Source organism: Thermoanaerobacter sp. X514, assembly GCF_000019065.1.
Lineage (GTDB): Bacteria > Bacillota > Thermoanaerobacteria > Thermoanaerobacterales > Thermoanaerobacteraceae > Thermoanaerobacter > Thermoanaerobacter pseudethanolicus.
The window spans coordinates 969,582-982,230 of record NC_010320.1; the positions used below are offsets into that span (position 1 = coordinate 969,582).

At 34.2% G+C, this 12,649-nt stretch carries 13 protein-coding genes; 9 read left to right on the forward strand and 4 right to left on the reverse strand.

The features are described 5' to 3' along the window. Positions 1-81 precede the first annotated feature (81 nt). The 4 genes from TETH514_RS04850 to TETH514_RS04865 all read left to right on the forward strand — a co-directional run bounded on the left by TETH514_RS04850 (position 82) and on the right by TETH514_RS04865 (position 5,037). Positions 82-681, forward strand: coding sequence for a 1-acyl-sn-glycerol-3-phosphate acyltransferase (locus TETH514_RS04850; protein WP_009052812.1), 600 nt, complete (start codon positions 82-84; stop codon positions 679-681). 68 nt (positions 682-749) lie between these two features. Beyond that, positions 750-2,093, forward strand: coding sequence for a phosphoglucosamine mutase (gene glmM, locus TETH514_RS04855; protein ID WP_003867455.1), 1,344 nt, complete (start codon positions 750-752; stop codon positions 2,091-2,093). A gap of 260 nt (positions 2,094-2,353) precedes the next feature. Continuing rightward, on the forward strand, positions 2,354-4,180 hold the full coding sequence (gene glmS / locus TETH514_RS04860) for a glutamine--fructose-6-phosphate transaminase (isomerizing) (protein ID WP_003867456.1): 1,827 nt from the start codon (positions 2,354-2,356) through the stop codon (positions 4,178-4,180). A gap of 467 nt (positions 4,181-4,647) precedes the next feature. Continuing rightward, positions 4,648-5,037 (forward strand): secondary thiamine-phosphate synthase enzyme YjbQ, encoded by a 390-nt coding sequence (locus TETH514_RS04865; protein ID WP_009052811.1) that lies wholly within the window; start codon positions 4,648-4,650, stop codon positions 5,035-5,037. 2 nt (positions 5,038-5,039) lie between these two features. On the opposite strand, the gene ligD is transcribed toward TETH514_RS04865, so the two are convergent. Beyond that, complete coding sequence (gene ligD, locus TETH514_RS04870; RefSeq protein WP_009052810.1) at positions 5,040-5,963, reverse strand: non-homologous end-joining DNA ligase; 924 nt, start codon at positions 5,961-5,963, stop codon at positions 5,040-5,042. 13 nt (positions 5,964-5,976) lie between these two features. Beyond that, positions 5,977-6,789 (reverse strand): Ku protein, encoded by an 813-nt coding sequence (locus TETH514_RS04875; RefSeq protein WP_009052809.1) that lies wholly within the window; start codon positions 6,787-6,789, stop codon positions 5,977-5,979. A 132-nt stretch (positions 6,790-6,921) separates the two neighbouring features. On the opposite strand from TETH514_RS04875, the gene TETH514_RS04880 reads away from it, so the two are divergent. Beyond that, complete coding sequence (locus tag TETH514_RS04880; protein WP_009052808.1) at positions 6,922-8,190, forward strand: serine hydrolase; 1,269 nt, start codon at positions 6,922-6,924, stop codon at positions 8,188-8,190. A 93-nt stretch (positions 8,191-8,283) separates the two neighbouring features. On the opposite strand, the gene ytaF is transcribed toward TETH514_RS04880, so the two are convergent. Then, complete coding sequence (gene ytaF, locus TETH514_RS04885; protein ID WP_081448146.1) at positions 8,284-8,952, reverse strand: sporulation membrane protein YtaF; 669 nt, start codon at positions 8,950-8,952, stop codon at positions 8,284-8,286. A 98-nt stretch (positions 8,953-9,050) separates the two neighbouring features. Between ytaF and TETH514_RS04890 the strand changes: the two genes are divergently transcribed. Next, positions 9,051-9,338: a DUF503 domain-containing protein gene (locus TETH514_RS04890; RefSeq protein ID WP_004403250.1), complete on the forward strand. Its 288-nt coding sequence runs from the start codon at positions 9,051-9,053 to the stop codon at positions 9,336-9,338. A 116-nt stretch (positions 9,339-9,454) separates the two neighbouring features. After that, positions 9,455-11,098 carry a hydroxylamine reductase gene (gene hcp / locus TETH514_RS04895; RefSeq protein ID WP_004403247.1) on the forward strand — a complete coding sequence of 548 codons (1,644 nt, stop codon included), beginning with the start codon at positions 9,455-9,457 and terminating at the stop codon, positions 11,096-11,098. Positions 11,099-11,168: 70 nt separating this feature from the next. Here the strand turns inward: hcp and TETH514_RS04900 are convergent, their stop codons facing one another. After that, entirely contained in the window at positions 11,169-11,567 is a 399-nt protein-coding gene (locus TETH514_RS04900; RefSeq protein ID WP_003867464.1) for a helix-turn-helix domain-containing protein, read from the reverse strand. 177 nt (positions 11,568-11,744) lie between these two features. On the opposite strand from TETH514_RS04900, the gene TETH514_RS04905 reads away from it, so the two are divergent. Both TETH514_RS04905 and TETH514_RS04910 read left to right on the forward strand, forming a co-directional pair. Then, positions 11,745-11,930, forward strand: a complete 186-nt coding sequence (locus TETH514_RS04905; protein ID WP_003867465.1) for a helix-turn-helix transcriptional regulator — start codon at positions 11,745-11,747, stop codon at positions 11,928-11,930. A gap of 298 nt (positions 11,931-12,228) precedes the next feature. Beyond that, positions 12,229-12,594, forward strand: coding sequence for a DUF6514 family protein (locus tag TETH514_RS04910; protein ID WP_003867466.1), 366 nt, complete (start codon positions 12,229-12,231; stop codon positions 12,592-12,594). Positions 12,595-12,649 lie beyond the last annotated feature (55 nt).

Sequence of the window (12,649 nt, forward strand, 5' to 3'; positions counted from 1 at the left end):
ATTGTTAAAGATTGTGGCGAATATATCTTATAGCGCTGACTTTATTGAATTTGTCATTAAAGGAAGGGAGGTATTATTTTTTTGTTATATAGAATTTTCCGGCTTATTGCTAAATTGATTCTTAAGATATTCTATTCCTTTGAAGTAAAATATGAGAAAAATTTGCCTGAGGGAGCTTGTATTTTTGTTGCAAACCATCAAAGTTTGCTAGACCCAGTTGTGGTAGCCTGTTCTGTAAAAAGACCCGTTATATTTTTAGCAAGTTCTGAACTTTATAAAAGGCGTTTTTTAAAATATTTTTTAAAAATTGATAAAGCAATTCCCATAAAGAAAAATTCGCCTGATTTAAATGCCATAAAACAAGCATTATCTAGGTTAGAAGAAGGACACACAATAGGATTATTTCCAGAAGGTAGGATATCGCCAACTGGCAAAGTAGAAAAAATGTATGAAGGGGCTATGTATCTAGCATATAAATCGGGAAAGCCCATTGTGCCAGTGGCTATAAAAGGCACAAGAGAAATACTACCTTTTGGCAAATATTTTCCCAAATTTAGGGGAAAAATTGAACTAAAAATAGGGGAACCAATTTACCCAAATCTGAATATTGATATAAAGATGGAAATTGTTGAATTGAGAGACAAAGTCATGCAAAATATATTAACAATGTTGGAGAAATAGTGTAAATTGAAATGTAGTTTTCACTGTGATAAAATATTATCGTATGATTTATTGAGAGGAGATAGAAAATGGCAAGGTTGTTTGGTACAGATGGTGTTAGAGGTATAGCTAATTATGACTTGACTCCACAACTTGCTTTTGAACTAGGGAGAGCAGGGGCTTATGTGTTGACTCACGGGACTCATAGGCCTAAGGTTGTGGTTGGTAAAGACAGTCGTATATCTGGTGATATGTTGGAATGTGCCTTAACTGCAGGCCTTACCTCTGTAGGGGCAGAGGTCATAAGTGTGGGGATAATTCCTACACCAGCGGTAGCTTACCTTACCCGATTATATCAAGCAGATGCTGGAGTTATGATATCGGCATCTCATAATCCCGTAGAGTACAATGGGATAAAATTTTTTGATAAAGATGGGTATAAATTGCCAGATGAAGTAGAAGATAGAATAGAAAATATAATAAAAGAAAAAATTGAGTTGCCTTCTCCTATTGGGACGGGAATAGGTACCAGGAAAGAATACACAAATTCTCATAGAGATTACATAGAGTTCTTAAAGTCTACTATTGATGGGGATTTAAAAGGAATGAAAATTGTAATTGATTGTGCTTATGGAGCTAGCAGCACAATAGCGCCAATTCTATTTAAAGAACTAGGGGCGGAAGTCATATTACATGGAGCAGAGCCTATAGGGGAAAAGATAAATGTCAATTGTGGGTCTACTCATCCTGAAAAATTGCAACAACTCGTCATAGAAAATGGGGCCGACATCGGTTTAGCCTTTGACGGAGATGCTGACAGGCTTATTGCAGTTGATGAAAAAGGAAATGTTGTTGATGGAGACCACATAATGGCAATATGTGCTATAGATTTAAAGAAAAAAGGTAGGTTAAAAAATAACACAGTTGTGGCAACAGTTATGAGCAATATCGGTTTTGAAATTGCACTTAAAGAGCAAGGGATTAATCTCATTAGAACAAAAGTAGGGGACAGATATGTTTTGGAAGAAATGACAAAAGGTGGATATTCTATTGGTGGCGAACAATCAGGCCATATTATTTTCCTTGATGACAATACTACGGGAGATGGGGAAATTACTGCTTTAAAGCTTTGTTCTATTTCAAAAGAAAGTGGTAAAAAATTGTCAGAATTAGCTGCCTGCATGATTACTTACCCACAAGTCCTTATAAACGCAAAAGTAAAAAATGAGTTAAAAAATGCCTATTTAGAGGATGAAGAAATTAAGAGGGAAATTGAAAACTTAGAAAGGGAAATGAGGGGAGAAGGTCGAGTACTTATAAGACCATCAGGTACTGAGCCCCTTGTGAGAGTTATGGTAGAAGGAAAAGATTATGATAAAATTAGTCAAATGGCAAAAGAACTTGCTGAATTAATAGAAAGAAAATTAAATTAAATAAAAGTACGAAAGGTATTATTTGAAAGGGGGGATGCCTATTGAAGAAGAGTAAAAGAAGGTAAGGATTAAAAATTTAAAAAGCGCCTGGGCTTAAAGTGTATACTTTAAGCTGACGAGGACAGGGTTTATCGAGTTATCGGCGGGTGCCCTGCGGTTTCCTGCGACCGATAAAGGACTGGTAAAACCACAGGCGACTGTGGCATAGAGCAGTCTGGGCAGGGAGGAATCTTTATTACAAAAGTGAGAGGAGACCGAGTATGTGTGGAATTGTAGGATATATTGGCGATAAACAGGCGACGCCAATACTTTTAGAAGGATTGACAAAATTGGAGTATCGAGGCTATGATTCAGCAGGAATTGCCATTTTAAATGATGGCAATATAAATATAAAGAAAGCAAAGGGAAGATTAAACGTCCTAAAAGAGCTTGTTGAAAAAGATAATATGGTAGGGACAATAGGCATAGGACACACAAGGTGGGCTACGCATGGTGAACCATCTGATACAAACTCTCATCCTCATTTATCCCAATCAGGGCTAATTGCAGTAGTCCACAATGGCATAATTGAAAACTATCTTCCACTGAAGAAATGGCTGTTAGAGGAAGGTTATACCTTTAAGTCTGAGACTGATACAGAAGTTGTAGCAAATTTGCTGGAGTATTATTACAATGGCGATATAGTAGAGGCTGTGAAAAAAGTTTTAGACAGAATTGAAGGTTCTTATGCCTTAGGCGTTTTGTGCAAAAACAATCCCGATATGATTGTAGCTGCAAGAAAAGAAGCACCTCTTATAGTTGGAATAGGCAATGGTGAAAACTTTATTGCATCTGATATCCCAGCTATATTAAAACATACAAGAAGTGTATATTTTCTTGATGATCATGAGATTGCCATAATTAAAAAAGACAGCGTAGAGTTTATAGACATGTTTGGAAGGCAAGTAGAAAAATCGCTTTTTGAAGTAAAATGGGATGTAGAGGCGGCTGAAAAGGGCGGTTATGAACATTTCATGATAAAAGAAATTCACGAGCAGCCAAGCGCTATAAAAGATACGTTAAGAGGCAGAATAATTGATGATTCAGAAATAGTTTTAGATGATGTGAAAATTACAAAAGAAGACCTTGAAAAGATAGATAAAATTTTTATTGTAGCCTGTGGAACAGCTTATCATGCAGGTGTTGTTGGGAAATACGTCATAGAAAATCTTGCGAGAATACCTGTTGAAGTAGATGTCGCTTCAGAATTTAGATATAGAAACCCCTTAGTAAATGAAAGAACTCTTACAATTGTAATAAGCCAGTCAGGGGAGACAGCAGATACTATAGCTGCGTTAAAAGAAGCTAAGAAAAAAGGGTCAAGAGTTATAGCCATTACAAACGTCGTTGGAAGTTCTGTCTCCAGAGAAGCAGATGATGTACTATACACATGGGCAGGACCTGAAATAGCTGTAGCTTCTACCAAAGCTTATACTACGCAACTTATAGCCCTTTATCTTATAGCTATGGACCTTGCAATAAAAAGAGGGATAATAACTAAAACAAAGGTTATGGAACTTTGCACAGAATTAAAGAAGCTCCCAGAAAAAGTTCAGTACCTTCTTGACAACAAAGAGACAATTCAAAAATTTGCTTATGAACATTACAACGCAAAAGACGTTTTTTACATTGGAAGAGGACTGGACTATGCCGTTGCTATGGAGGGTTCTTTAAAACTCAAAGAAATATCTTATATTCATTCAGAGGCTTATCCGGCTGGTGAATTAAAACACGGTACTTTGGCCCTTGTAGAAGAGGGAACACTTGTGATAGCTCTTGCAACACAAGATGACCTTTTTGAAAAGATGCTTAGTAATATAAAAGAAGTAAAAGCAAGAGGTGGTTTTTTAGTCGCCTTTGCAAAGCAAGGTAATTTGCAGCTGGAGGGCGTTGTAGATAAAGTAATATATATACCTGAAACGCTTAAAGAGCTTACTCCAGTATTGACAGTTGTGCCTTTGCAACTTTTAGCATATTATATGGCAGTAGAAAAAGGATGTGACGTAGATAAACCGCGTAATCTTGCAAAGTCAGTAACTGTAGAGTAATGGAGGTCAAAAGGCTGAAGAGTTGTTGTATATTTCATTTAAATCTTTTCCCTGTGTGAAAAAAGTGGTTCCGTTGAGTGAGTGTTAAGGGAAAAGGATTAAGGTTCAAGCAGTAGTGAGGAAGAGGAGGGATAAGTGGTAAGGAGTTGAGAAATGCAGCTACGATGCCACTTATCCCTTTTTCCTTTTCTTCTTGTCCCTGTTCCATTTGGAAAGACTTTTTTTGCACAAAATAGGAGCATGATTGGGAATTTTTAGTCGAAATATAGCTTATTTACGGAAAAACTTTATTACCTCCCAGAAAATGACATGTAGAGTTTATGCGGGTTTGAGGGATTGGAAATGGAAAGGGTTTTTTTTAAATCAACAAGTTTATGAACTAATAATATTAAAGGCATGTTGACATGCCATTAAACAATTTGCTATTATAAAAAGCAAATCCAGAAAACAAAAATGGAGGAGTTCTTATGGCTGTTCTGGAGATAAATACATCGGCAAGAGAAGTGATGGTGGATATTACTGATATAGTGATGCAAGAAATTAAGAAATCTGGTATTGTTGATGGGGCTTGTGTTATCTTTGTGCCTCATACAACAGCGGGAATTACAATAAACGAAAATGCGGATCCAACTGTAAGAGAAGATATAATGGCGGCTTTAGAAAGAATAATTCCTAATATACGTTTTAAACACATGGAAGGCAATTCTGATGCGCATATAAAGGCGTCTCTTATGGGAAGTTCAGTAACTCTCATTATTGAAAATGGAAGGCCACTTTTAGGAACTTGGCAGGGTATTTACTTTTGTGAGTTTGATGGTCCAAGGAGAAGGGAAGTTTATATCAAATTTTTGAAGTGAGGTTATTCAAACCTGCACTCTTCTGGCTTTACATTATACTCAAATTGGATAAAAGAAGGTGTCCTCATCTTCATGTTTTCAGACCATTCCATAAATCTCACTTTACATGTCAGTAGGGGTTTTAACCACTGCACATTTTTTTCTTTAAAGTTATAATAATTATCTGGGGCTTTTATCTCCTTGGCAACTTCATAGAATGCTTTTAATTCCTTCTGGGATAGGCCTGATTCACAACTTCCTATGTTTATTAAATTATTTTCCTCATCGTAAAGCCCCAGTATGAGGGCTGTTTTGTCAGTTCTGTACCCTATAATAACAGCATTTATTACAATAAAATGTTTTGACTTAAGCCAGAGTTTACTCCTTTTTCCTATTAAATATTTTGAATCTGCTTTTTTGGCAACAATTCCTTCAAGTCCTCTTTTGCCTGTCTCTTCAAAAAGCATTTTTCCATGTTCAAATATAAAATCTGATATTTTTATGATCTCATTTTCTTTAACTGTTTTTCTAAGTATATCTTTTCTCTCTATAAGTGGCAATTCTACAAGAGATTTGCCGTTTAAGTATAATATATCCCATGTTATGAAAATTACGGGCATTATCTTGCTTAAAAGATTTATTTTTACTAAATTTTGTTGATGCTTTCTCGACATAATGCTTTTGTAACTGGGCTTGCCGTTTTTTAAAACTACAAGTTCACCGTCAAGTATTGCTTCTTTTGCTTTTATTTGCTTATAAAGTAATGCCAAATCTGGAAACTGATGGGTTATATCAACAAGCCTTCTATCTTGAAGTCTTGTTTTATTTGAAAGAAAGGCAATAGTCCTTGAACCATCCCATTTGATTTCATATATCCATTCGGGGCTATCAAAAGGGTCACTACTGGATGCCAGCATAGGTGATATTTTTTCTTCTATCATAGACATATTCAATCTTCCTTTATGCGCCTTTTCTTTTGTGTCCTTTTTTTGCTTTTTCTTCATTCTTTACAGATTCAATGCTTGCTTTTAGTGCACTTACTAAATCAAGAACATTATCGGCTTCAGGTGCTTTTTGGGGAATTTCTATATCTTTGTCCTGTATCTTTGACTCAATCATTTCAATTAACGTTTTTCTGTAGCTATCATCATATTTTTCGGGTTTAAAATCGGAGGTCAAAGTATCAATAAGTTGTTTGGCCATTTTTATTTCATTTTCATGCAAGCTGACTTCTCTTAAGGGAGGAAGCTGGTTTGTGTTTTTTATTTCATCAGGAAAATGCATTGTTTCCATGACCAGGTATTTTTCCTCATACACTCGTATGCATGCGAGGTTTTGCTTGGACCTAATTACCACTTTCGCTATTGCAACTCGTTTTGTTTCTTTCATAGAATCTCTTAAAAGTACATAAGGTTTTGTACCAATATCTTCGGGTACAATGAAATATGTTTTGTCATAATATATGGGGTCTATTTGTCCTATATCGGTAAAATCTACTATATCAATGGTTTTAACTGTTGGCATAGGTATCCTTTCCAAATCTTCATCATCTATAATGACAAATTTACCTGGTTCGTATTCATATCCTCGTACTATTTCCTCATCTGAAACGGGTCTATTACATACAGGGCAAATTTTTTCGTATTTTATGGGGGATTTACATTCTTTGTGAAGTTGCCTAAAATGTATGGCATGGTCTTCTGTAGCGGTATACAGTTTTATGGGGATACTTACAAGACCAAAACTTATTGCTCCTTTCCACATTGAGCGCATTTTTAAATCACCTCATATTTAATATTTCCATTAAGAAACTTTTTATTTATAAAAACATATATATAAATTGGTATATATGGATATATATATTTATTGAAATATGATATTATATACAATATAATATGGAGTTGAATGGGGGGGATAAAATTGAAGAATATAAAAAAGATACTTTCATGGATTCTTATTATTGCTATTGTTGTATTGATACCTATATTTTCGTATGCAAGAAATCTTCCAAAATTCACTTTTGGGTCAAGGCTTTTATATAGCGGGACGTATGGGACTGATGTAGAAGAATTACAAGCTATGTTAAATAAAGCGGGATTTGATACAGGTACTGTTGACGGCATATTTGGTAAAATGACATTAAATGGAGTTTTAGACTTTCAAAGGTCCAAAAATCTTGTACCCGATGGAATTGTAGGTCCTAAGATATATGCTGCTCTTGAAACTGTTTCCTGGGCTGACCCGATAGTTTACTCTGTCAAACCAGGGGACAACTTATACTTTATAGCAAAGCGCCATGGAACGAATGTCCAAAATATAATAGATGCAAATGGATTAAATGATGGGGATAGTTTATATATTGGGCAAAAGATTTTAATTCCTCATCCGCCTGTTGAAGTGCCGCAACAATTGAACAATGCTACAAATTATCAAGAACTTAAAAATAACATTCAGGCATTAATATCTCAATATCCTGGCAAATACGGAGTTTACTTTATTGACTTAAATACAGGGCAAACTTTTGAAATAAACGGTTATGATTCGTTTATTGCGGCAAGCACTTATAAAGTACCTCTTAACTTTTACCTTTATACTCTTATAACCGATGGAAAAATAGACCCTAATATGAAAGTGCAATACACTCAAGCTGACTATGAAGGGGGTGCCGGTTCTATACAGGCAGACCCTGTTGGAAGTTATTATACCATAAGAGAGCTTTCAAGACGCTCCATTGAAGAAAGTGACAATATTGCATCAAATATGATTATGAGAATTGTAGGAAGGGATAATTATATAAAATTTATGGAAAAGTTAGGGGCCTATGTAATACCCTACAGTAACAATGTCACTTCTCCAAGAGATATGAGCATGTATATGAAAAATCTTTTAGATTATGTAAATGCTCATCCGGATACTGCAGGAGAATTGATGTATTATCTTAAAAATACCATATATAATGATAGAATATCTTATCCTATACCAGATGGAATAGAGGTTGCACACAAAATAGGTAATTTGTCCAATGTAGTAAATGATGCAGCGATAGTTTTCCATCCTACAAGGCCATATATATTAACTGTACTTGCAAATAATGTAGACGGTTCTGACGACTCTTATGCTTATACTGTAATAAGGCAGATATCAAAAATGGTATATGACTTTCAAAATAGATAAAAGTTTAAGCCGGGTTTTCCGGCTTAAACTTTTTTATAGCAGAGATTCCAATCTGTGAAGTTATATCTTTCAACATTGTGTAAAAGCTAAAAATTAGAACAAGGCTTTATAAGCTATTATAAGTAAAATAACTCCACTTATAATTGTGCCAAATTGTCCAATGGTAAAAGAGCCTATTCGTATATTAGCAACTTTTGTCCCTAATTGTACTCCTGTCCATACAGAAACAAAGCTTCCAATTGATGTAGTGAAAGATATAGCAAAGGGAGAAAAACCCAAAAGCCCTGCTCCTAGTCCGTTTGTCAGAGCATTTGCTGAAAGGGCTATTCCCAAAAGGATTGCTTCCCATAAATTGATTTCTCCGGATTTGTCCAAATCTACAATTTCGGGATTTTCCAAAATTTCTTTTATAGAAGTAGTCTTTGATGATACTTGTTGTATATTTTTGGTAAAAGATTTACGAGGGATAGCCAGCAAAATAATTCTAAGTCCTATTATAAAAAGCAGAAATGCTCCTACAATTATAGGTAATGATCCTGGAAGGATTTTGTTTAACCATTTACCAAAAAATATCCCAGATATGCTAAATAAAAAAGAGATTACTGCAATAATTGTATTGGAAAAAAGACTTATTCGTATATTTCGTATACCATAGGAAATGCCTACTCCAAAATTATCTATGCTTGATGATATTGCAAAACCTAAAATGATTAGCCATTTCATATGTTCACACTCCTCTCTATCTACCTTTATAGTACGCATTAGATAGAGAAGATGTGATTTTATTGAAAAAACATAATATTGTAAGGTATAATTATATTGTAAAAATTTTCTGAAGGAAATTAGGTAAGGCGATATATATGATTGTATCTTATTGTAAAATATATCTGAGAGCAAATTGGGTTCATTCTTTAAAAGAAAAAAGAATGATTGTAAGAAGTATTGTAGGTAAAGTAAAAAGTCACTATAATGTTTCTATATGCGAAATAGAAAATCAAGATTTACACAAATCAATTGTCATAGGTTTTTCGGTGTGTGGCAGTGATGCTGTTTTAACAAATAAAATAGTTCAAGAGGTTGTAGACTATATTGAAGAAAATACAGATGCTTATATAGAAAATATAGAAATGGATACAATAAATGTGTGACTCCAAATGAATATGCTCATTTGGAGCTTTTATTTTGTGATTTTTATCACAGATTCTTTTGAGTTTTTAGCTTATCATAATTTGTGGGCAAAAACTTAGAAAAAGGAGGAAGTAAAATGAGTATGTTTTGTTATCAATGTCAAGAAGCCTCTCAGGGCATAGGGTGTACAGTGAGAGGTGTATGCGGTAAGACAGACGACGTTGCAAATCTGCAAGATTTGTTGATTTTTACATTAAAAGGCATATCTTTTTTAAATTTAAAAGCAAGAGAGGCAGGAGTAAATAAAGAGAAGACGGACAGATTCCTTTTTGAGGGATTATTTTCCACAATAACTAACGTTAATTTTGACAGAAACTTCTTTATTAACAAAATAAAAGAAGCTGTTGCATTAAGAGAAGAAATAAAAGAAGACCTCAAAAAGGCAGGAATTGAAGTAGACGAATCCTGTGAGGCAATAAACTGGGTTTATGATACAGATGAAGATATAGAAGCAATAGCAGCTGAAGTAGGAGTTTTATCTACGAAAGACGAAGATATAAGGTCTTTGAGAGAGCTTATCACTTATGGTGTAAAAGGTATGGCGGCTTATGCATATCACGCATATCAGCTAGGATACAAAGATGATAATATATTTAGGTTTATGGAAAAGGCTTTAGCTAAAGTTTTAGATGACAGCTTAACTGCAGATGATTATGTGGCTCTTGCACTCGAGGCAGGAAAATATGGTGTTGATACAATGGCGCTCCTTGACAAAGCAAATACCTCGACTTATGGCCATCCTGAGATAACAAAAGTTAATATCGGTGTGAGAAATAATCCTGGAATATTGATAAGCGGTCATGATTTGAAAGACTTAGAGCAATTGTTAGAGCAAACTGCTGGTACAGGGGTAGATGTTTATACACATGGAGAAATGCTTCCTGCTCATTATTATCCAGCTTTTAAGAAATATCCGCATTTTGTTGGTAATTATGGAAATGCATGGTGGCAGCAGGATAAGGAGTTTGAGCTATTTAACGGACCAATTTTAATGACTACAAACTGCCTTGTGCCTCCAAAGGATTCCTACAAGGATAGAGTTTACACTACAGGTGTTGTAGGCTTTGAGGGAGTAAAATACATTCCAGAAGGTCCCGACGGAAAGAAGGACTTTTCAGAAATAATTGAACATGCAAAGAGATGCAAGCCACCTGTGGAGATTGAAAGAGGGGAAATAATTGGTGGTTTTGCTCACAACCAAGTTTTAGAGCTGGCGGATAAAATTGTAGAAGCGGTAAAGACAGGAGCTATAAAGAGATTTTTCGTAATGGCAGGCTGTGACGGCAGAATGAAGAGCAGAACCTATTATACCGAATTTGCTAAAGCTCTTCCTAAAGATACAGTCATTTTAACTGCAGGCTGTGCAAAATACAGGTACAACAAGTTAAACCTTGGAGACATAAACGGAATTCCAAGAGTTTTAGACGCAGGACAGTGCAATGACTCTTACTCATTAGCTGTGATAGCCATGAAGCTTAAAGAAGTCTTTGGTTTAAATGACATAAACAAGCTTCCTATTTCTTACAACATTGCGTGGTATGAACAGAAGGCTGTTATAGTGCTTTTGGCACTTTTATACCTCGGAGTAAAAAATATTCATTTAGGACCTACGCTTCCTGCTTTCTTATCACCAAATGTCACAAAAGTATTAGTTGACAAATTTGGCATTGGTGGTATCACAAACGTAGAAGATGATATGAAAATGTTCATGGGTGAGTAAAGATTACGGCTGCAAAATGCAGCCGTAATCTTTTGTCATTATGATTAATAATTAATCATAATGGTTAAAATTATACTTTCTTTTCTTTTTTAATGAACTCTTCTAAATCAGTAGTATTCAAACTCACTTTTATGTATCCTTCTATATCTCTCTTTCTTTCCTCAGGCAATGTTTCAAAGGCTTTAAAAATTATTTTATCCTTTTCACTGATGCTTTCAAACTCTTCTCTCGATAAGTATTTTTCCTCTTCTTCTTTTACATATTCTATTTGTTGGCCAGTAAGAAGCCAATCTATTGAAACATTAAGAGCGTTTTTTAACTTTATCAAAGCATTGGAAGAAGGCATTGATTTGTTATTTTCAAGGTCACTTAAATTTCCAACAGATAAACCTGTGAGTTTGCTCAAAGCTGTTATAGTTAAATTATTTTTTTTACGAGCATATTTTATGCGTTCGCCGACTGTATCCATAACACTCCTCCTTTGTTTTTCTGAATTACGATATTAGTATTGACATTTTCGTAATTCAGATATATATTTAAAATAGTTAATTTTTAATCATTATCTATTTTAACACAAATATTTTATTATTCCTACTGCATAAGTATGCTAACTTTTGTTTGTAGGAAAAAATAAGGGGGTGCTTTGATGAAGAAAAGAAAGTTGACAGATTTTGGGAAATTAGTGAATGACAGATTGGCGGAACTGAATATGACACAAAAAGAATTGTCGCGATTGATAGGTACCAGTGAGCCATATTTAAGCATGATTTTACATGGTGAAAGGTCAGGGAAAAAATATATGGATAAAATAAAGGAGATATTAAAACTTTAAAAAAGAGTTTTAGTATTTTATGAAATTTTCCTGATAGAAATTTTTTATAAATTTTTTTCGACAATTATAGTTCTAATATTGAACATAGACAGAATAATTTACAATTTTCGATATCGCAAAAAACACCAAATAGTTTTACATAGACTTGTTAAATGTTTGTTAAAGTAAAAAAAGTGTCTTTTCTGTCGATAAAAAATTTTCAAAAAAATAAAGGATTTTTTAGAAAAAAATAGAATATATTAATATGTATTGTAAGTTAATAATTAATCTTAAAAAATAAATTGGAGGGGATAGTAAGATGTATTACAGGAAAGTGAGCGAGTACATATCGACAAGGGAGGAAGAAAGGAGAAACATAACTACTCACTACACAGTGGTCATGTCAGAAATAAGTGTTTTTAACGGAAAAGAGGAAGTAAAATTGCCGTCGTATGGGATCAAAATTCTTCAAGAAATTTTTGATGGAGAAAAGGAGAAAATTGAAATAATAGAAGAAAAAGTGACAAATATAAGTCCTTACTTTGAAAAAGTGGACAAGCTAGCACAATTCTTTAAAGAAATGACGGTATCGCCTGTTCATCTGTATGAAGTAATTGACGATATGTGTGAAGATTATATAAGTGACTATGATAGACAAGCTAAATTGTGTAAGGTTGCTATTTAAGAAGGTGTCATGCCTTCTTTTATTTTTTTGAAGGATTTTGTGAATTAATAGAGAA